Origin of the sequence: Achromobacter sp. ES-001 (assembly GCF_019448355.1) — a bacterium.
Lineage (GTDB): Bacteria > Pseudomonadota > Gammaproteobacteria > Burkholderiales > Burkholderiaceae_B > Achromobacter > Achromobacter spanius_B.
Genome location: NZ_CP079940.1, coordinates 4,849,972 through 4,869,561 on the forward strand (window position 1 = coordinate 4,849,972; position 19,590 = coordinate 4,869,561).

Genomic DNA, 19,590 nt, shown 5'->3' on the forward strand with positions numbered 1-19,590 from the left:
ACCTTCCCAAGCAATATTTAGCCATCCTCACCGGGGTGTTGGGAACCCCCGGATCCGAAAATTCCGGCCGCAAATTTGCCGCAGGAAATTCCCATTGCAGTATGACAAATGACCATTGGCCAATGTGATCGTCACCTCATGACTCGGCCTCAGCAGAACCCGACGGTCAACACCGCCAAAGGGGTGCCCCCCCCTCCTGCTTCACCGGCAGGACGGGGTCCCCCCCAGGGTTAACGACTCCATGATTACGCCCGAAACTCCCGCGCACGTGCCACTGCGCTTGGCGCCACGAGAGCGGCGTTCTAAGGCACTCAAATGCTCCACCGCGAGATGTCTTCGACTTGGTTGGGATCGGATTCCATCCCCACCCACTTTGTCGAGGTATCACTCATGTTCAATACGTCCGTTTGCTCTTATCCGGACAGAGGAAGCTACGGCAATAGCCGTTATCGCGGAAACTGCTCAGGACACGTCATCAAGGATTTCGTTGAAACTTACCTTCCAAGGCTGGACGGACTGTTTGCCGATCCGAGCATCGGCAGCGGCACGAGCGCGCACGTGGCTGCCGAGTTGCGCGTGCGCTTCAAGGGCACCGACCTGCATCAAGGCTTTGATCTGCTCCGGGACGACTTCCGCGCCTTTCTGGGCGAAGATGCGGCAGCCGTGTGGTGGCATCCCCCGTACTGGGACATGATCCACTACAGCGGCTCGCAGTGGGGGAATGTGCCACACCCTGGCGATATGAGCCGAATGACTTTGCCGGATTTCACCGAAGCCCTGGCGGTATCGTTGATGAATATCCACGACGCATGCGCTCCAAATGGACACTACGGCGTGCTGATGGGAAATCTAAGGCGAGAGGGACGCTACTACAACCTGTCCTCGCTCGTTGAACGTATCGCACCAGGCCGGCTCGTGGACGAGATCATTAAGCTTCAGCACCAATGCAGCAGCGACCGAAAACACTACGCGAATTCCTTCGTGCGGATCGGCCACGAAAAACTGTTGGTGTTTAGGAAAGCCGGCGGCCGCGCGTTCAGTATGCTCGTCCGCATTCAACGACGGGTCGACAACATCGTTGCCGCGACGTGGCGATCCGCGGTCCGGCGAGCGCTCCACGGTCGCTCGCCCGTCCCACTGGATCAAATCTACGCGGCCATGGAGCCCTATGCGATGTCCCGCGAGAATGTCCATTGGAAGGCGAAGGTGCGCCAAGTTCTCCAGGACGAACGGTTTTTCGTCCGCGTCTCCCTCGGCGTATATCAGCTCGCCTAAATGGCAAATGCCTACTGACACTTGTCAGTAGGCATTTTTTTTGTCCGTACCGGACCAGAAAGGAACTACGACCGAACTTACCTGAGAATATCGGCAACGATAAGGTCGTCAACGAGCTTGTCACCCGTCATGTGACGCAAGTCAGGTGGAAGAAGCCCCTCCGCTCGGTCGGACTCAGGCGCACGGGCTGCGGCATCCCCAGCACCAATGATGAGGTAGCCTACTTCGCCAGTTTCCAGGTCACTGTTCGGAAGGGGGACGACCGATACAGTCGCGTGCCGGCTTTCAAGGTCAGCCACCAATCGGTGCACCTCGCGCGCTACACCCTCCGACGTCGCGCCGTTCCGGACGACGTATTTCAGCACGGTAGCCACATGGGCCTCCTAACAGAATTTTCACCGATTGTAGACCTTGCTGGCCGGTGGGCACACCAGCAACTGTAACCCCGCTGCCACCTTCAGATGCCGATCACATAGGACCACTAGGATATCGCCGATGTAACATTCGACAATACAGGAGAGCCCAATGAGCGCGACAAAGGACGTGAGCATAGAGCGAGAGATCGATCCCCAGCGGGAGTTTGCCTTGGACGGATCCTTCGCTTCGTCCGAAGCCGAGGGATTCCATCACGGTTCAGTGACTGAAGTGGGCGCGGAGTCTGCGTTTGGCGGCAAGGCGCGTGCGTCAAAAGAACCGGAGGCCGACGAAAGCGCACTCGTTCGGGCCCGCGCCCGAGAAGACCTCGTCGACGAAGCCAGGTCGTCCCTTGCTAAGAAGTACAACGCCGAGGCGAACAAACTGGTCGAGGAAGGCCAGAAGCACCGCGCAGACGCATCCCGTCTTGTAACAGAAGTTCCGCGCATCGCCGCGGAGACCCAAAGGCTGCACGCTGATGCACAGCGGTTACATGCAGAGACCGCGAACACGAAGGTCGATACCTTGCAAAAGAAGTTTGGCATGGTAGTAGGACTCGTGCTTGTCGCAGTCTTTCTCGTCATTCTCGTCACCACCGCGCTTGGCCGCGACAAAGATATTGCAGCCAAGACTGGTCAGTTTCGAAGCGATGCGCAAGACAGCCGAAAGGCATTTCAAGAGGATCTTGCTAAACGCATGAGGCAATAAGCAGCACATACCGACATCCCTTGGGATGTCGGTTTTTTTTTCCCCACGACCTCCGAGTGAAAGCAACGGAGGCAAAAAAAAGCCCCGCTGGTTGCGGGGCATGCTCGCCGCGGTGGGTCAGTCGCGTTTGGGCCGAATATTACGACCTTGCTGACCGTCAAAAAGCCGCCCCCCCGGCGCATCCTTTCCACTGGGCGAGCTACCTTCGGCATCCTGCGGATCAGAGGACCAGACAACCTCGGTTCTTTCGGACGATCGAGGCGCCGCAGCGGCCGCGCCAGCCCCCAGCCCACCACCGATTTCTGTTCCGGCGGTGGGATTCCGTGCCATGGGCACGTGGCCATCCCCCCCTCCGGAGGCCGACGATGGTGCCATGGTCGCCGGCTGTATGGGAGTGGCGCTGGGTGGAGCAATCTGACGATCACCCCCAACAGGCACGGCGTCCCCACGATGCTGGCTCTCCGCCACCGGCACCGATACCGGCGTCTGTGCCGGACTGGCGCTGGGCGGTGCATTCTGACGATCACCCGCGATAGGCACAGCGTCCCCACGAAGCTGGCTATCCGCCACCGGCACCGCTACCGGCGTCTGCGCGGGATTAGCGCTGGACGGGGCATTCTGACGATCAGCCGCGATAGGAGCCTCCCCACGAAGCTGGCTATCCGCCACCGGCACCGCTACCGGCGTCTGTGCGGGATTAGCGCTGGACGGGGCATTCTGACGATCAGCCGCGATAGGAGCCTCCCCACGAAGCTGGCCATCCACTGGCGGCGCATCAGCGAATGCGCGGCCCGAAAGGTATGCCTGGGCTCGCGCGACTGGATCGGAAGCGGGAACCCCCGAGAGAGATTCAATGACCCGCCCCGACAGGTCAACATCCGCTGCACGGGAGCCGGGCGCTGCGATCTGGCCTTCATACCGTGCTTGGTTGGCCTCCTCCAGCGTCTCACCGCGTCGCACGATAGTCGATCCCTGGTTCGAATCTTGCAGCTGTTGACGCAAATGGTCTCCGGTCATCGTGTGCGGCACTCCGGCACTCCGATAGCTCGCGTCGCCGCCAGGCCCAACGCGGCCGGTTACGTCAGGCGGGGCGAGCGCCTGCACATCACCTGACACGCCTCGCAACGCACCGGCATCGAAACCAGCACCGATGCCAGTCGCACCTGCAATCACGTCGACCGCACGGACGTACCCGCCCTGGTCATACTGTCGCAGCGTCTCCAGCTTTGCCCATTCCTCGGATCCAGCGCGATTGGACCCCGCCTGGTCGGTGAGTTGCCTATAGGTGGTGTTGGTCACCGACTGAAGCTCTGGACGAGCCTCTACCAGCTTGTTATGCAGGTCATCGATGGTCGACTTAACCGGGGCGTACGAATCATTCCTCTCCAGCAGATGCCCGTTCTGGCTTAGGCTCAGAGTGAAGCCCGCACCGATTCGACTTCCGGCGGACTCAGTGCGCGCGAAAGTCTCCATTTCAGAGCGCGCGCGCGACACGGTCTCTGTGACCGATCCGGTGGCCGACCTGACATCGCTTGATTCCCAGCCGTCGCTTCTCTGCACTTGGTGCGCCGCGTCCGACAATGCTCCCATTCGTATCGTCGTGGCGGATGAGTTTGCGGCCATGGCCGCCCGGTTAATTTTCTCCGACTCTTGCTGCGTAATAGTCTCGGTGTGCCGCTTCCCATCCGAATCGGTCCAGCTGACCGACCGACCAGCACTCACACCGCCGACCATGGGAGCACTAAATCCCAGCTTTCCGTCCACGCTGGTTCCAATGCTCTTGCTTTGCTCGCGGAAGATCGCATCTGCCTTCTGCTCCGTCATTCCGCTTTCGATGAGCCGCTGCTTGAAGGTCTGCTGAGCGGCCATCTGTGCGCTTTCCTCACCCGCGGCAACCGTGTCCCGCACAGCAGTCGACGTGCTGCTGCCTGACTTGAGCCCAAAGGTAGTCGAGTGGGCCTGGGCCATCGCATCAGCCACTGACGCTTGAGCCTGCTGAGTCTGCTGCCACGTACTCTGCTGCATGGCCGAGAGGTCGTTCCCAACCTGAATCTGTCGATCGGCCGCATAGGACGACGCGCCGCCAGCATGCATATTCTGCGTGTACGCCGGCGTCACTTGAATGGGAGCGGAGTTCTTAACGGAGTCGGGCGCAACCTTATCCTCGGACACGTAGTCGCGCCCGGACATGCGTTGGGCCATACCGGCCATTGCATACGGAGAGCCATAGATGATCGCCATCGTCAGCAACGGAACAGCCGCCATTAGATCGGAGGCATATGCAAGGTTGGTACTCAATGTGTCGTACATCACCGCATCGAAATTCTGCAATGTCAACGCGTTGAGCGCGTACTGCCCCATCTTCTCGACCACGGTGAGCTGGATGAACCCATTAATCACGGCCGCGAACGGCAGCCAGCTGAAGACCCACGCGCCGAACTGCATAAATTTCGCCATTGCTCCAAAACAACGCGCGCCCGCAATCAAACCGTACAGGAAAACAATGACCCCAAAAGCGTAGTACAGCATCTGCATATACGTCATGCCGGTGAACATCGTCTTTTGAAAGCCGCTACCTGCCGCGGTTGCGTCCACCTTGTACTTCTCCATGGCGTCGCTTTGCATCATGGTGCACTCGTTGAACGCCGACGGGCTTGTAGCGGCAAGTCGGCATCGATATGTGTCGGCGGTTGCATTGCGAAGCAGTGCGTTCAGCATAAACTGCTGGGCCGATTGGCCCCATCCGGCCCCGAGCTGCATCAGGGCGTTGTAGCTGTTTTCCACGTCCGCAACCGTATACGAAGATTGCCCGCCCGCTCCCAAGCCGACTTTGGCCGTCTTCATGTTCTGGTTAATGAGAGTGTTCAGAGGAGACGTGGATAGATTGGCATTGGCGAAAAGCAAATCGACGCGCGATCGCAGTGCTTCTGCCGCCTCAATGCACGACATTGCAACGCCGGCCTCGATGTTTCCAGTGCCGTCGTAGTTGATGTATCCGATCAGCACGCCGCCCCGTTTGGAGTTGTCCAAGAGATAGTTGAAATAGTCGGGAACCTGCTCCGTCTCTGTGCTATTGACCGCAGAGTTTGGCGAACAATAAAGCACGAAATTCTTCCAGGTCGCGACCATCGCCGGGTCGGCCTTCTCCAAACCGCCACGCATCGTGAAAAGCAGCGCAAGCGGTGTAACGAAGCCATTCTGCGCCACAGTCATGTAGCTACCGCTCACCGTCGAGAAAGACGTATCCACGGTCTCCAGGACGCCGTAGCTAAGCTGACTGTAGAGTGCCGCTGGGATGCCAAGCACCGCGGGCACGTTGTCAACCGCACGAATGCTGCCGTCATACACATTTACCAGCTGGTTGCGGATAGGCAATCCGGCAGCGGTTAGCGCCAATACGATTATCACTGCGCTCTCGAAGATGCTGTGCCCTCGATTGACAGTGCTTGGCATGTACTGGTTCATGTGGAACCAGGCCCCGGAAGCGATCGCGAGCAACCCGCCAAGCACCGCAGCGCCAGTAATGAGGCCGGTGTCGTTGAACGCCATGGCCACGCCATTGAGCGTGGCATAGAACATATCGAGCGGGCCGGTCAGGTAGGTAGTAAAGGTCGCCATAGTCCTCAATCCGCTTGGATGTCGTTCTTCGAAACGGCACGCTTCTCTGATGCGCCAAACCTCAGCCGCCGGAATAAGAGCGACGCGACGAGCACAGTTGAAAGCGACGTGTACACAATGAGCCAGGCGGCCAGTGCGATAAAGCCAGCGAAGCCCGCCCACGGCAATACGCCCACCTTTCCTCCGGAAAGAGCGAACATTACGCAGCAAAAGATGAACGTCGCGATAGCAATGACGCCGGGCACCGGTGGGAGTGCTACTGTCAGGACCCGAATCAGCCAATCGCCTGTCGCCGGGGCTTTCACGGCGGTATCGATGGAATTCCGGGGGTTCATCGATAATTCCTGAAAATGGCCGGGTTGAACTTGACCAAGATGTCGGAGTACTCCTTTGCCTTCATCACACGGTCCCACTGAATAGCATTTTCCTCGCGCATCTGACGAACTTGGTCGCTCAGCAACCGTTCGCGAGCCTCGATCACTGGCGGCATCGTCGTTTGGTCCTTACCCGAGAATGCTTGGCGAATGGCTCGTAGCGCAGCGTCCCCATACGAGATCGTTATTTCGTTCACGATCAATGGCTCAAGTTGCTTTGCGACTTGAGTCATTGATGCCGTGTTCTGTTGAGTTGCGACCAGAAGGCCTAAGAGAGGCGCCGATACCGCGTTCAGTAGAGCTCGCTGCTGCGCGGTGAATCCGCACTCGTTCCGCGTGCTTTCGCAACTGTTGATCTTCGCAATAATGGAATCCGCATACACTTGGTCCTTCGCGCCAAGCGTTGAACCGTACAGCAGCTTCGCGACGTGTTCTTTCACTCCCGTGAAAGACGACGGAACCGCTTCAAGCGTCACCGTGGTGCACGGCCCGTCTGGTACTCGGTCAGCCGTGCTGTCGTTGTATCCACTAGCTGGACAACGCAGCATTTCCAGCCGGTTCGCCTGGCCCTCCTTGGCTCCATCTCGGATGTTGTAAAGGTCGACGGTGCCCGCCCGAACCTGGCCAATGGATTTTGCGCTATCGCTGTCAGAGGCGTCTGCTCCGACAACGACCGTACCGGAAAGCGACATGACGAATTCCTTCGACGCCTTTCGCGTGGACTCACCCGTCAACAGATTGCCGAACTCGTCTGCGGCGCCAGAGTTGCCCAGCGCTTTCCACACGAGATTTCCGGTCTCGGTAATGGCGTTCTTATCCGCTGCCTCCTTTGACTGGCGATTCGCGCTGCTGAAAAAGCCCTTGACCGAATCGGTGATGCTCGCCACCCGGTCGACAAAGCCTCCGCTTCCTTCCGAATTTTCTGCGGAGAGCGACTCCTCTGAGGCAAACAACGCCTGTTTTCCCCAGTTCACGACAGTGTGGGCAAGAGCGCAGGTATTGCGAAGGTTCTGCATCAAGCTTTGCAATATCGACTGAAAGTCACCCATGATCTTGCCCAGCGCAGGGTTGATATAGTCGATCGCCGCCTTGAATGCCACGCCGATTGCGTTCGCCGCGATTTGCCGAAGCAGGGCTTGCAGCTGTTCGCTATTGATGAACGAGAACGAGCCACCATAGAGATCTATGCCACCACATCCAGCAGCGAGCCTCGGCGGATCAAACGCGATAAGGTTTATCGGACGAACCGGAGTTCGCACACCAATTCCTCCACCGACAAAGCCGTTGCGTAGCTGGCTGTTGAACGACCCAGGTGCGGTCGCGTTCGCAAACATGCCGTCCAGCTCAGAACTCAGCGACGCCGCCTTTACCGCAGGTGACAAGATCAAAGCGACCGCGAGTGCCGTAAGAACGACGGACCTTCGCATGTGAAGTCTCAACTTCATAGTGTTTTCCTTTTAGTACTGGCCCGACAGCCGCTCTTTCAAATAGCGCACCCACTCACCTGGGTCGTCGCCCGCTCCCGCCTTCATGTCCTCGGTACTGAGCACGCCGCGATCGAACACGCGTAGCTTCTTCAGGATTTCTTCTGGTAGCAGCCCGTTGTAGTCGGCAGCGACGATCAGACGGTCACGAAGCTGATCCTGAGACATCATCCCTTGCGACAGGATGTAGTAGTTGTCGGGTGGAACCACGAACACCGTAGTGGGGGTGAGGCGCAGACCTAGCCGCTGCGCCTGGCCGCCATTCGGCACAAACTCATCCTGTCCAAGCCCGGGGACCGCCTCGCCGTTCATCGAAATGAATTTGGTCAGGAATCCGAATTCGCGAGCAAGATCCCTTACAGCGGAGACCTGCGGCGGACAAAAGGCGCACGTCGAGTCGAAGAACACCCAAAGACCTCCGATCTTGCTGAGGTGCTCCATCGCCTCGGTTTGGCCTTCCCCTCGATACCGCAGGAAATCTTTCTTCGCAAAGCTGGACAGTGGGACGCGATTGTTTTCGTCTAGATACGGATCATTTGCCACAACCATCTGAACTTGGTTTGCGTACCGTTGCGCTTTGTCCATCGCCACTCGTTGAGCGTATAGATATGCCTCCACGTTTTCCTTTGTTGGGTCGTCAATTGCTCGACCCAGAAGCACCGGCATCTGCTTCTGTAACCACTCTACGGAAAAGGGCTCCACCTCTTGCCGCATGTAGGAAGGAGGCTCAACAGCCTTGGGCGGTTTGGGATCGGCGGCGGCCGGCGTGATTGGCTGCTGCTTTACTCGGTTCTCGTCTACAGGCTCGGGATCCAAGTCCGGGTCTTGGTACCAAAACCAACCTTCGCCCTTGCGGTCATAAAAGCTTGCGTCTTGTGCAACCGCGACGGTCGGCAAGATCGCAGCGCATAGCCACAGCCCGGCAAATATCTTGAGAATCGGATTTTCAAACATCTGTCGGTGTTCCACCAATGATTTATTTAAATCATACTTTTTTGGCTTAAAAAAGGGGCCATGCCTGTCCAATAATTTGGTCTTGGTCCAGGAATCCCCAGTACCGGCCATCGTAGGATCCGGGCATGGTGCCGAGCAGCAGCGCCTTGCCCTCTGGAACCGTTTTATCTCCCAGCATGCGTAACCCACTTACGCCAAGCCGACTGGACAGGCCCAGCGGGCCCCAGAGCTTTCCGTTGATGGAGATGCCTGAATCGTCCACGCGAACCCGATCACCCGGCAGCGCGGCCACGATCTTAATAATCCGCTCCCCATCCAGGGCATGGCCCATCAATCCACCATTGGCGATGTACTCCACGTACATTCCCCGGCTAAGCCCGCCTTCGGGACGCCCAAGACTTACAAAGTAGAAGGTGTGAGGTAGGCAGCGGTTCTCCTCCACCTGCACATCCAGGGCAAAGTGCATCTTCTGGCGCAACGCGTCTGTGATTACCGGACGGGCCGAGAGCGCCAGCACGGCGCCCACCAGCGTTAACAATATTGCCGTGCGGTTCTTGCACAGTTGGCGGCAGTTGGTCGCGATTCTTCGCCATGAGCTTTGTAGGTAAGCCATCTACTTCTCCGCCCCCAAGCCCAGGCGTTCAGCGACGACTGTGGTGACATCCCTCAGGGGCGGGACAGCAAGTGTGGCATTTTTGTTCAGCACAAGAATTCCTGCGCCTTCATAGTCGCGCAGGACGCGAGCCAATTGCGCCGCGAAATCTTGAGCGACATCGACCGGAGAGCTCACCTCCCCGGCATGCGACGCCCTCTCATAGAAGCGCTCAGCTAACCCTGCCGCATCGAGCACTACGACCGGCGTGCCACCGCCCACTTCTTGAGACGTAGCGGTCGATCGTGTCCCGTGCGGGGAATTCGACTCAGCACTCAGCGGGCCGTACGAATCAAGGTTCCATGCTGCAAGAGTCGACGCAATTACCACCGCGACGATCACTGCGATCGCATATTCTGGCCGTATGGCCTTAGGCCGAAACAGCCACAATCCCACGAAACACAGCAACGCCACGCCAGCGCTTAGGTACAAAAACCAGAACAAATTCATTTCATCACCTTGCAAAAGAAGAGTTGTCTTGCCTCAGCTCATAGTGAGAGTGGGTTCGTGACGGAGAACCACACCGCGCGCCTCTTCGTCGAGGAACCTGCGGATAGCAGCGTCGGCCGAAACACCCTGATCGATCATGCGTAGGATCTCCGTCCGTTCCCTTCCGCTGGTGGAGAACATCACGTTCGAATAGCGGCTTCGGACAAGTCGGTAGATCTCGTATGCGGAGTCGACTTTAAACATGAACTCGGAGTAGACGTTGTCCACTTTGTGGATCGAGTTGATCTGCTCCGCGCCATAGGCGTCGATTGAAAAGTGGTCTTGATTAAGAGCCTTCTGCACCTGATCCGGCTTCTGCTTGAGAATCGCATGCCACGCCGTGTTCTGAAGGATCGAGTCACCGCGGGGAGATTTGCCGATATCTAGCAGACCCTGGGTCACGCAAGCGATTGCGCCAAGGTCTTTACGCGCGCGTGCGTAGGACTCGTCAATGCCCTCCGCCATGATCGGATTCAGCAACCATTGTTTCGCCTCTTCCACCAACAAGAGATTGCGGACTCCCTGGGTTTTCAGCTTCTGTCGGCTGCGCGCAATCGCGGCAAACATCTGAAGAACAACCACGTCCCGCAGATGAGGAAGAAGCTTCAGGTCACCCATCTCCAGAATGATGAGCTGCGCGTCCATGTTGATGTTGAAGGGCTTGTTGAACCAATGCGCAAACTGGCCTGAGGCAAACGGGTATAGCTGCTTACCGATCGTCCGCGACAGTTCGTCAGGCTGCGTCAACAAAAAATTGGCGACGTCCTCGGGAATAGCCTCGTTCGTGTTGTTCATGTACGCGGCCGTGATAGCGCGTTCCAGAATGGGCCGCTTTACGTCGTCCAGCCCATCATTTGGCGCAGCCATCTTGGTGAAGATGGTCGAGAGCAGTGACATCTCCTCTTGAAGCCCGCCCAATGGAATGGATGTGAAAGGATTTAGCGAGAGCAAACTTTCCTTGGAGAAGGTAATGACCTGGCACTTATCTGGGCCTAGCGACCGACCGAGCTTCTCGTAGGATCTGCCGTCATCGATAATCCACACCTTCACCCCTGCGGCCAGCATGTCGGATACCACAGCCTGCACCCAAAAGGACTTTCCGCTGCCAGATTCTGCATATACGAGCCCGTTCGCATTCCCGGGGGTAGCCAGCGGGTCGATCATCGCAGCTTCGCCGCGACGGGTCAGAACTAGTGTCCCTGACGAGGTTCGACTCCCCGTTCCGTCGCCATAGATCGGCAAAAATCGCACGGCTTGTGGAACCGACATGGAGCGCAGGCGGAAGGAACGGTGCAACCCGCCTTCACTCCCATTCAACGGGAGCGCCTGCTCGAATACGGTGCGCAGAATTCGCTTGTCCTCTCGGATATCGAACTTCTTTCCTTTACCGCCGATCGCGCGGTAGTAAGTGCACAAGCTCTCGCTATACGAGCGGAGTCGGTCCTTGCTCTTCGAATAGATAACAAGGGCCATGGACACTTGCACGCCTATTTCACCGCGACCATTCAGAGCGTGCACGAGGGTGTCGATACGCTTTTTCTTGTAGCCAATAACAGGCCAGAGCTTGATCGTCGGCCCGTACGCCTGGTTGTTGATCACAGTCGACATCAAGCCGACCTTCCGCTTAAGCGCCTGCTGGTCGGGGTACAGCATGACGAATGACAGGTAGAAGGGCTCCTGGATCTGGTTGGTCAGCCCCTTGGCGTCGCCGATCACCTCATTCATGATCCATGTGTGCGCACGCTGAGGGAAGTTGTTGACGCTGAGCACCTTGGCGAAATGCTGCCCGTCATTGAACGATATCGACGCGTGATCTTGGGAATAGTCGACCGAGAACGAGTTGGGAAGAATCTGCTCGTTGAGCGGACGTTCTTCGTCCAACGGGGCCACACAATCATCGTCTGAAGCCCAGGGGTTGTGGACCTTCTTAACGATTCGCCGATACCCTGCCTCGTCGAGCAGACGAAAATGAAAGCCTGCGGTCTTCAGGCGGTCAAACAGTCCTGTGACGTGCTCGGTCGCGGGTGCAAGATCGTCGGCCGCGACATCAGCCGCGGTCACTGGCACTTTAATTCCGACAAAAAGCCGCTTTTTGTGGACCCGAACTCCATTCGTCGGAATGAGCGGCTGTGTGGTCCCTGACGCTATGTACTCGGCATGCTCGCGAGCCATCGAGGCCAATATGCCGCCAGCACCGGCCTTCCCTGAGAGGTAGCCCTCCACAATGGCGTCGATGTCGGGATCCGCGAGGATACCCCAATGAATGATGGACCCCGCCGGAAGGTTCGCCGACAAGGATACTGAAAGGCGCTCCACGAACTGGTTGTCGGTTCCCACCACCGGCGAGGTGACACCCACCGCGCCAATGAAACGCTCCTTCAACCGTTTGGATTCGAAGTAGAGGATATTGGAGGAGTCATCCCACGCAGTGACCGTGATGTTCTCGGCGGGATGATTTTTCTTGAGCTTGCTCATTATCTGGCGTCCGGGGTGGGGATGATTGCGATCGCGAGGCTGCCGACTAGCGGCCATGCCAAGATAAGCGAAGGGGTGCACAGCAAGACTAAGGCAGCGGGTCCGGGCATCGAGCCGGACGTCGCTGCCTTCCTGCATTTGCTACTTGGTAGAGCAGATAGAGGGATCAGTTCGCCTCTGCGCAGGCACCCCTAGAGGGTGAGGCCGGGAATCCCGGTAGTTACGACGTGTACGACGGCCTCGGGCAACCCGGACGCACGCGCCTTCACGACAGCATCGACGAACGGACCGATCAGGAACGCCACGCCCACGCCGATCGCGGCGGGCTTGAAAGTCATCATGACCGCCGTGGCCACGAGCCCGAACAGGACCGATACGAGGCCAATAGCCAGGCCGAGCGAGCCGTTGTACTCGTCTTCCAGGAAGTCGTTGAATTCGGTCAACGCGTCGCCGCCGCCACCAGCGTGTGCCGATGCCAGCGACACAATGGCGATGATGATGAGGGCGGCGACCATGAGCAGCCACTTCGGAGGGTTCTGGACCGCACTCTCGCTGGAACCAGAAGTCATCGACTTGAGGGAGATTTCCATGTTTTTATTCCTTTAGTTTCTATCCTTGGTTGGTGACACTTTCGTTTGCTACGGGTTGGTAATTTGCGGCATCCCTCCCATGTCCTTAATGGTGTTGTCCCTGGTGCTTGTCGCGGAGGAGTCAGTGGCCCCCTGAGACCCTTCGGATCGCGGCACACGCGGCGATCCGACAGGCTTGGAGCCCGTCGGCCGCACCATCTTCGCCGGCGCCAGAATGCCGCGATTGACGAAACCGGCCGCCCCCATAGCCCAGCGGCGAGGCTGGACTTCGGTGAAGACGTACGAGGGGTAATGCAGGTCATCACGCGCGTCGATCCACGGGGCTACCCAAATTCGCATCACCACGGCTGGCTCGCGGACGGGCTTGCCGTAAATGTCACCGCCATCGACACCGCCAGCACCGGCACCGACGGCCTTGGCTAGGTCATACGAGCCTGCAATCGAGGCTCCTTGCGCCCCTTGCCGTTCGCTCTTGGCAGCCGGGAAGCTTCCGATCTGCACATTGCCCGCGACCGCCCCGGACTCGATGTCCTTCATGGTCACCCCGAAAGGCAAGTCGCTTTCCCTAAGCGGCATCGGTTGATCGGTCGACTTGATGACGGCCATCGGCGTTTTGCACGTAATTCCGTCTTGCAGCGAGTCCGGATTGTTCGGATCCATGCATGTGAACGAAGAACGGCCGCCCGCAGGGTCCAAGATCGATGCGCAACCACTAAGGGTCACGGTTAGCGAACACACGAGTAGTAGCTTCTTCATTTCAGTACAAATCCTTTCTTAAGTGCCACGGTCACCTTCCTGCCGGCATCAACTTCGAGCACCGGCATCATTTGATCTGCCAACTTCAGGTAGTACTCGCTCACGCTCTTCGCAGCGTCGGAGAGACCTGTCGCGAGCCCGGTCTTTCCGATCGTGCTGGCGTCGACGGACTGAGTCTGGACACTTCCCGAAGGGTTGAGATCCAAGCCCTGGACGCGTGTCGGCTTTAACGCATCGCCGAATCCGGATAGCACGCCAGCCATCAACGTTTTCGCGATCAGCTGGCCCTGCTTCGAAACGAGCCTTCCCCGCACACCTACACGCCCGTCCTCGCCAAGCACAAACCCATCGAGCGGAGCCTCTACGACGCGAGGCTCTTTGGTTGGATCGTCATTGGGAATGATGCAAGCGATACTTTCGGTGCGCAGCTGGGCTCGCTCATCGGAAAGCCCGCCGTAGCCGGCGACGAGCACGCGGCAATCGTTGAGCGACTGTGACGTATGTCCATTGGGCATTGACGAAATGCCCTTAACACGGAGGATTCCAGGCACTGCGTTCACTTTTGCCTTGGCGGACTGGTCCGTCGGAGCGTCCATACCCGTGATGAGGTGCCCTTCAAACACGGTGGTCATCGGAACGTACTCACCAGGAGTCTCGGAATCTGCCCGTAGCTCTTCAGGCTTCGGCGTCGCGTTCTCCGTAACGCGGATGCGAATGGTCTTCACCTCGGGAGTCGGCGTGGCCGCCGCCGCGGGAACTCCAGAGGCCAATGAAGGGGCAGGAGCATTCGGGAGCTGATATCCCGCTCCCAACTCCTTCTTCCCTTCGAGCGAGTCCAGGCGGGTGCTCAGCTTCTGCACCTCGGAAAGAATGTCTTTGGACACACCGTCCGCGCCTGGCGCCGATTTGATCTTGTCGATCGCGTCCTCCAAACGGCCGAGAATCTGTTTCCGGGCCTCGCGCTCCTGCTTGATCTGGTCTCCGAGATCCTTCAACTGCTTGGATTGCGCTGTAAGGTCGCCTGCGAGCATCTCGACCGTGCGATCCTTTGGCTTTGGAAGCAGCATGTTCGCCGATACTGGGGGTTCGGGATTCTTCGGAAGCCGCTTCTTGGGGGCAGGCTTCAGAAGAATGAAGAGCAGCACCACGACGACGATGAAGCTGACGCCGACGATCCCCAGACGGACACCCGAGCCTTGCTCGTTCCACCAGTCCTTCAGACCTTTCTTCTCGCTCATTGCGTTCCTCCCTGCCCCGTGGCGGACTTGTCCGCGACGACGAAGAGGTCGGTCTCCGCGCCACTTCCCACAACAGATGACGGGAAGAATGCAACCCCGCGAACACCTTCGGCCCAGAAGGAGGGCTCTTGCAACTCCACCGTCCGATCAGCCGGCCCAGATACCCGGTACCGGTATATGTCGTAGCGCGCCCCAGAATGCCGCGACAGGGGCCTGATGCTCACCTCACCAATAGCAGCAACCGCAGAAGGCATGTACCCCTCCGCGTAGCCCTGCAACCGCCCCCCCGACGCAAGGGTCCGCAACGCGTAGACCAGTTGATCCGTGTACACATCAGACTTTGCACGCGCATCGAGTCCGGACGTCGATGAACCACCAGTGCTGGCCCCGCCGTTCAGCTGAAGAGGAATCACCTGGTTGGGTATCGATTTCGGAATGAGAAGAAGCGAGATGACAGGATCCCCCGGCTGGTCGCCCGTGATGTAAATGGCCTGCGCATCAGTCGCGCCATTGGCATGCACATACACGGACGAGCCGTTAGCCGTTATCACCATTTCCCCAAGCTGAGGTTTCTTGTCTTCGCCGCTCGTGGCATCGATTACCTTTGCTCGTGCAAACGGGGTTGCGATCCGGTTCATGTATGTGGCCGAGACGTCCACAGGCACGGTTTCTTCCCCCGTTACAGGGACCACATTGCTCCGCTGAACGACCTCGCCGGGCATGGTGCCGATGCCGGGCATGGCCTGGCGCTGCACCGCAGCTTGCCCGGGCGCGGGCAGCTTGTATTGGTCCACGGCGAAGGCGTTCGACGCGGCGAATGACGCCAGAAGTAGGCTATAAACGACTCGCTTCACTTACTCTCTCCTTGCTCGTTGTTCTGACGCCGCTCATCGATCATGAGGTCTCTGGCTTCGACGCTCCCGCCGGCCGCGCCGAAGCGAACAGCGTCGTCGAACCAAGGATCCTTTGCTGCTTCTTCATCACGTTGATCCGCCGCGAGCTCAGCGGCCTCGCGCTCAAGCGCGCGACGGTTTCTTGATTGCCAATGCTGGCTTTTCTCTTGCTTGCCTGGGTAATGATCGAACTTGGAGATCTGCGGCCAGCCGTTCTCGATGTCGACTTGGATTTCGTAAACGTACGGAGTTCCCTTCCCGATCGGGCCGGCCGTAGTCGTAGACTGGACCTCGCCCTTGATGAACACCGTCTTGGTGCGCGCCTCGTAATCCATTCCGGTAGCAGTGAAAGTCACGCTTCCGCCGCGGTCCTTGAACACAGGATCCATCGCGAGCGCGAAGAGCCGGCGCCTGACTTCCGGATAAATCGTCGGCGACGTGATGAGCCCCATCGCGTCTGCCACAAACGTCACATTCTTGGGGCTCACGTTCCCGGTGAGTGTCGCCGCCATTAGACCAACGCCGATCAGGTAGTCCTTGGACGCACTGTCGGCACTGATCTCTGCTTCTACTGTCATGCGAGGCGGCACCAGTCGAGTCACGACGTCTTTCTTCAGCCAGCCGTACAGCGCGCCCAAGGTGACCACGCTCTCGATCAGAACAATCACGAGCAAAAACTGAACGCTTCGCTCCGCGCTTCGCCAGGACTTCGTCAGAAAGTTGAGCCTCATGACCACAGCACCCCATGCTTTGCGTTCCGATAGAGCTTGTTGATACCGGCCCAACCTGCCGCAAACACGATGTGTGGGATAGCTCCCATCATCTCGTTCTGCTTCCAGCGGCGCATCCGCGCTGTGAACCAAAGTCCGACCGCGGCGCCTACGAACGGCCACATGCCGCGAGCGATGTAGCCGCCCAGGAAGCACAGCATCAAGACCAGAAACTCGTCCATTTCCCATAGAAGAAATGAAGGCATGTCGTCCGTGTGGGCGGGAATATCAATTTCGTCGATCATTGGTTGCACTCCTTGTTTTTCGAAGCAGGTACGATCCTTCCGCCGACGACCTGCGCTCCAGGCACCTGGCATGCGGCAGATCCTGGCGAGATGGTCCGAGGGGAAGGTTGTGGTTGACCGGACGGGGATTCCGCAAGGCCTGGATAGCTTCGCGGCGTAGTTCCCACCGCCTTTGCTCCACGCCTAAGCTGTGCCGGACGATCGCCGCTCACCAGGATCTCCACGCGGCGGTTGAGGCTCTGATCAGCGAAACTCACCGGGAGCCTCTTTCCGTACCAGCGCGCTTCGATTGATTTGGCGGGTACGCCCGCAACTTCCAACGCACGTTTCACCCCCTCCGCCCTGCGCTTCGACAGGGCGAGGTTGTAGGCGTCGGTACCGCGCTCATCCGCATGCCCCACCACCAGATACGTGACGCCCTGCCCTGCAACTTGCGCGGCAACCAGTGCCGCAGCGTTCGTGGACGCCGACTCCGACAAATCAAAATCGAATCGAACGACTTGGCTCAGTATGAGTCTCGGGTCCTTTCGGTAACTCGTATCGATCCATGTTCCGGGACGGTACGTAGACGGCCCTTGAACCGACCAAACCGGTTGGAGCTTTTCAGGTCCCACCCGTTTCGGTGTTGCGACCGCATGTTCAGAATGCTCAGGAACGGTCACGAGGGCGGACGTCTCCGGCACGATCCACTCGCGCATATCGAACTGACTCTGGCCTTCAGCTGCGGCCGCCATGCTCGATGTCAGAACTAGAGCACTTCCTACCAACCCAATAAAACGCCGCATTCGGACGCCTCCCACTATTTGCATTGCGTGGTATTTTAGCGATGAATGTTTATATCTCAACCTATCAATGTTGATTTTTTGGGCGTCGTGCCGCGCGCCCCAGGGGGACTAGGAGGACATGAAAGGAATAGGCTTTTTTGGAAATCGCTTGGGCGGGGCTGCCGACACCCTGGCCTTAGCGGCAATTTCGTCGTCAGTATTGACGACCTCTCCATTCTTCAGCGGCCTGCCTACTGCGCCCTCTTACGCTCTGGCTGGGCTTGGTGCTGCATGGGTGGCCGGACGCTGCATGCATGGCATGGCTGGCATGCATCTATTCCGCTCAAAGCTCAACATCCGCTCCAGCGACCTGCTCTCAAGCGATGGCATGCTGATCGGCTACACGACTGATCGCGGGCGTGCCGTTCGGCTCCCAGACGAAGCACTGCCATACCACGGTATGGTCGCGGGACGAAGCGGTTATGGAAAAACGACTTTTGCCCGGCTGATGATGCTGCAACAGATCATTCGAGGTGGCGGATTGCTCATGATCGACGCCAAGCTCGATAGCGACGACATGTCGTGGGTTGCGCAAGTCGCCCGCTGGGCGGGGCGGTACCAAGACATGCAGTTCATAAACCTTGGGGATCCTGCCAATAGCAACAGCTACAACTCCGTCCTTGAAGGCGACCCGGACGAGGTCGCCGACAGAATATTGACGAGCCTTCCCGCTCCAGAAGTAGCCCCAGCCGCAGAGCACTATCGTCAATCCGCAAAGCAGGCACTAGGGGCGATCGTCGGAGGCGTTCAGGCGCTTGGGCTGGCATACAACTGCATTGATCTCTCCATACTGCTACACAACGAGCGCGCACTATCCGAGCTAGAAGAGCGCCTTCGCTCCGTGCTGCCTCACCATCCCGCAACGAAAAATCTGTCGCTTTGGATAGAGCAGTACCGAGGCGGATTCGGGAACGACACGGGGCCAGCCTCAGCCAGGATCAACATGAAGCGTCTGAAAGAGACCCTAGGCGGCATCGCTGGGCGGTTGCATGCCTTCGGCACTGGGACCTTCGGCGAAGTCGGGTCGTCGTACAGCCCGGACGTGCGTCTGTTCGACAGCATGATGTCGAACAAGATTACATACGTCTCTTTGCCAACAATGGGGAAGGACGAATCCGCCCGAAATTTTGCGAAGATGCTCCTGGCAGATCTTCGATCCGCGATCGCGCGGATACAGCAGCTACCGAAGTCGCACAGATCGCGTATCCCATATCTCGCCTTGCTGGACGAGTTCGGAGCCTACGCGCTGATGGCGATGAATCGAGTTTTTGAGCAGGCAAGAAGTGCCGGAATTTCGGTGTGGGCGATGTTCCAAAGTATCGCCAACCTCGACGCCGTGTCACCAGACTTTCGCGACATGCTGGAAGAAAACACCGATACGAAGCTGTTCTTCAAGCTAGCGAGCCCGAAGACAACTGAGGAGGCAGCCAAGATGATCGGCAAAGGGACATTCGCGAAGACGACCATCAGCGCCACCAGTCGTGCGTCCGAATCGACGCCAAAAATCACGCCCGCGCCTGAAGGCGGGCTCAGCACTGATGCGGGATACGCGATCGCAGAGTCAGAGGAGGAGCAATACCGCGTCACTGAAGATGACCTAAAGAAGGTCGACCGTGGTGAGTGCATCATGCTCTATCAAGGGTGCGAGCTATTCAACCTGCGGATACCAAACATCACGATCTCGAAATGGCTATCGTCCAAGGCAGTTCCCATCCGCGTCAATCGCACCAAACGTAAACAAGTAAAAGGCTGCGACTATTTCAAGAATGCGGACCGATATCTCACCGCAGCAAAGGCCGCCAGAGCTTGAAGTACGCCCGAACCTCTATTA

The 19,590-nt window shown here is 58.3% G+C and carries 18 protein-coding genes; 3 read left to right on the top strand and 15 right to left on the bottom strand.

The features are described from left to right. Positions 1-390: 390 nt before the first annotated feature. On the top strand, positions 391-1,275 hold the full coding sequence (locus tag KYT87_RS22040; protein WP_219990845.1) for a hypothetical protein: 885 nt from the start codon (positions 391-393) through the stop codon (positions 1,273-1,275). Between the two features lie 77 nt (positions 1,276-1,352). Here the strand turns inward: KYT87_RS22040 and KYT87_RS22045 are convergent, their stop codons facing one another. After that, positions 1,353-1,649 carry a hypothetical protein gene (locus KYT87_RS22045; protein ID WP_063589026.1) on the bottom strand — a complete coding sequence of 99 codons (297 nt, stop codon included), beginning with the start codon at positions 1,647-1,649 and terminating at the stop codon, positions 1,353-1,355. Between the two features lie 151 nt (positions 1,650-1,800). Here KYT87_RS22045 and KYT87_RS22050 point away from each other — a divergent pair, with 151 nt between their 5' ends. Beyond that, positions 1,801-2,397, top strand: coding sequence for a hypothetical protein (locus KYT87_RS22050; protein ID WP_219990846.1), 597 nt, complete (start codon positions 1,801-1,803; stop codon positions 2,395-2,397). A 117-nt stretch (positions 2,398-2,514) separates the two neighbouring features. Here the strand turns inward: KYT87_RS22050 and KYT87_RS22055 are convergent, their stop codons facing one another. From KYT87_RS22055 to KYT87_RS22120, 14 genes are all read right to left on the bottom strand, one after another. Then, positions 2,515-6,015: a conjugal transfer protein TraG N-terminal domain-containing protein gene (locus KYT87_RS22055; protein WP_219990847.1), complete on the bottom strand. Its 3,501-nt coding sequence runs from the start codon at positions 6,013-6,015 to the stop codon at positions 2,515-2,517. Between the two features lie 5 nt (positions 6,016-6,020). Further along, complete coding sequence (locus KYT87_RS22060) at positions 6,021-6,350, bottom strand: hypothetical protein (RefSeq protein ID WP_175155065.1); 330 nt, start codon at positions 6,348-6,350, stop codon at positions 6,021-6,023. Further along, positions 6,347-7,834 carry a conjugal transfer protein TraH gene (locus KYT87_RS22065; RefSeq protein WP_082886914.1) on the bottom strand — a complete coding sequence of 496 codons (1,488 nt, stop codon included), beginning with the start codon at positions 7,832-7,834 and terminating at the stop codon, positions 6,347-6,349. Before KYT87_RS22065 ends, KYT87_RS22060 begins: the two co-directional genes overlap by 4 nt. A 12-nt stretch (positions 7,835-7,846) precedes the next feature. Further along, on the bottom strand, positions 7,847-8,827 hold the full coding sequence (gene traF, locus KYT87_RS22070) for a conjugal transfer protein TraF (protein WP_219990848.1): 981 nt from the start codon (positions 8,825-8,827) through the stop codon (positions 7,847-7,849). 46 nt (positions 8,828-8,873) lie between these two features. Further along, positions 8,874-9,440, bottom strand: coding sequence for a S26 family signal peptidase (locus tag KYT87_RS22075; protein WP_175155066.1), 567 nt, complete (start codon positions 9,438-9,440; stop codon positions 8,874-8,876). Next, on the bottom strand, positions 9,441-9,929 hold the full coding sequence (locus KYT87_RS22080; RefSeq protein ID WP_219990849.1) for a hypothetical protein: 489 nt from the start codon (positions 9,927-9,929) through the stop codon (positions 9,441-9,443). A gap of 33 nt (positions 9,930-9,962) precedes the next feature. After that, positions 9,963-12,443, bottom strand: a complete 2,481-nt coding sequence (locus KYT87_RS22085; RefSeq protein ID WP_172802436.1) for a TraC family protein — start codon at positions 12,441-12,443, stop codon at positions 9,963-9,965. Between the two features lie 191 nt (positions 12,444-12,634). Then, a complete protein-coding gene (locus KYT87_RS22090; RefSeq protein WP_063589018.1) occupies positions 12,635-13,033 on the bottom strand; it encodes a hypothetical protein in 399 nt (132 codons plus the stop codon). A 48-nt stretch (positions 13,034-13,081) separates the two neighbouring features. Beyond that, positions 13,082-13,789 carry a TraV family lipoprotein gene (locus tag KYT87_RS22095; protein ID WP_219990850.1) on the bottom strand — a complete coding sequence of 236 codons (708 nt, stop codon included), beginning with the start codon at positions 13,787-13,789 and terminating at the stop codon, positions 13,082-13,084. Beyond that, positions 13,786-15,027 (bottom strand): TraB/VirB10 family protein, encoded by a 1,242-nt coding sequence (locus tag KYT87_RS22100; protein WP_063589016.1) that lies wholly within the window; start codon positions 15,025-15,027, stop codon positions 13,786-13,788. Before KYT87_RS22100 ends, KYT87_RS22095 begins: the two co-directional genes overlap by 4 nt. Beyond that, entirely contained in the window at positions 15,024-15,881 is an 858-nt protein-coding gene (locus KYT87_RS22105; protein WP_219990851.1) for a type-F conjugative transfer system secretin TraK, read from the bottom strand. Before KYT87_RS22105 ends, KYT87_RS22100 begins: the two co-directional genes overlap by 4 nt. After that, positions 15,878-16,651, bottom strand: a complete 774-nt coding sequence (locus KYT87_RS22110) for a type IV conjugative transfer system protein TraE (protein WP_219990852.1) — start codon at positions 16,649-16,651, stop codon at positions 15,878-15,880. Before KYT87_RS22110 ends, KYT87_RS22105 begins: the two co-directional genes overlap by 4 nt. Next, positions 16,648-16,935 carry a type IV conjugative transfer system protein TraL gene (gene traL / locus KYT87_RS22115; protein ID WP_063589013.1) on the bottom strand — a complete coding sequence of 96 codons (288 nt, stop codon included), beginning with the start codon at positions 16,933-16,935 and terminating at the stop codon, positions 16,648-16,650. Before traL ends, KYT87_RS22110 begins: the two co-directional genes overlap by 4 nt. Continuing rightward, complete coding sequence (locus KYT87_RS22120; protein ID WP_175154722.1) at positions 16,932-17,720, bottom strand: OmpA family protein; 789 nt, start codon at positions 17,718-17,720, stop codon at positions 16,932-16,934. Before KYT87_RS22120 ends, traL begins: the two co-directional genes overlap by 4 nt. 118 nt (positions 17,721-17,838) lie before the next feature. Between KYT87_RS22120 and KYT87_RS22125 the strand changes: the two genes are divergently transcribed. After that, positions 17,839-19,569, top strand: a complete 1,731-nt coding sequence (locus KYT87_RS22125; protein ID WP_063589012.1) for a type IV secretory system conjugative DNA transfer family protein — start codon at positions 17,839-17,841, stop codon at positions 19,567-19,569. Positions 19,570-19,590 lie beyond the last annotated feature (21 nt).

What these genes read in the sequence shown, in the direction of transcription:
- KYT87_RS22040 (WP_219990845.1), top strand. Translation starts at nt 391, where the DNA reads ATGTTCAATACGTCCGTTTGCTCTTATCCGGACAGAGGAAGCTACGGC.
- KYT87_RS22050 (WP_219990846.1), top strand. Translation starts at nt 1,801, where the DNA reads ATGAGCGCGACAAAGGACGTGAGCATAGAGCGAGAGATCGATCCCCAG.
- KYT87_RS22055 (WP_219990847.1), bottom strand. Translation starts at nt 6,015, where the DNA reads ATGGCGACCTTTACTACCTACCTGACCGGCCCGCTCGATATGTTCTAT.
- KYT87_RS22060 (WP_175155065.1), bottom strand. Translation starts at nt 6,350, where the DNA reads ATGAACCCCCGGAATTCCATCGATACCGCCGTGAAAGCCCCGGCGACA.
- KYT87_RS22065 (WP_082886914.1), bottom strand. Translation starts at nt 7,834, where the DNA reads ATGAAGTTGAGACTTCACATGCGAAGGTCCGTCGTTCTTACGGCACTC.
- traF (WP_219990848.1), bottom strand. Translation starts at nt 8,827, where the DNA reads ATGTTTGAAAATCCGATTCTCAAGATATTTGCCGGGCTGTGGCTATGC.
- KYT87_RS22075 (WP_175155066.1), bottom strand. Translation starts at nt 9,440, where the DNA reads ATGGCTTACCTACAAAGCTCATGGCGAAGAATCGCGACCAACTGCCGC.
- KYT87_RS22080 (WP_219990849.1), bottom strand. Translation starts at nt 9,929, where the DNA reads ATGAATTTGTTCTGGTTTTTGTACCTAAGCGCTGGCGTGGCGTTGCTG.
- KYT87_RS22085 (WP_172802436.1), bottom strand. Translation starts at nt 12,443, where the DNA reads ATGAGCAAGCTCAAGAAAAATCATCCCGCCGAGAACATCACGGTCACT.
- KYT87_RS22090 (WP_063589018.1), bottom strand. Translation starts at nt 13,033, where the DNA reads ATGGAAATCTCCCTCAAGTCGATGACTTCTGGTTCCAGCGAGAGTGCG.
- KYT87_RS22095 (WP_219990850.1), bottom strand. Translation starts at nt 13,789, where the DNA reads ATGAAGAAGCTACTACTCGTGTGTTCGCTAACCGTGACCCTTAGTGGT.
- KYT87_RS22100 (WP_063589016.1), bottom strand. Translation starts at nt 15,027, where the DNA reads ATGAGCGAGAAGAAAGGTCTGAAGGACTGGTGGAACGAGCAAGGCTCG.
- KYT87_RS22110 (WP_219990852.1), bottom strand. Translation starts at nt 16,651, where the DNA reads ATGAGGCTCAACTTTCTGACGAAGTCCTGGCGAAGCGCGGAGCGAAGC.
- traL (WP_063589013.1), bottom strand. Translation starts at nt 16,935, where the DNA reads ATGATCGACGAAATTGATATTCCCGCCCACACGGACGACATGCCTTCA.
- KYT87_RS22120 (WP_175154722.1), bottom strand. Translation starts at nt 17,720, where the DNA reads ATGCGGCGTTTTATTGGGTTGGTAGGAAGTGCTCTAGTTCTGACATCG.
- KYT87_RS22125 (WP_063589012.1), top strand. Translation starts at nt 17,839, where the DNA reads ATGAAAGGAATAGGCTTTTTTGGAAATCGCTTGGGCGGGGCTGCCGAC.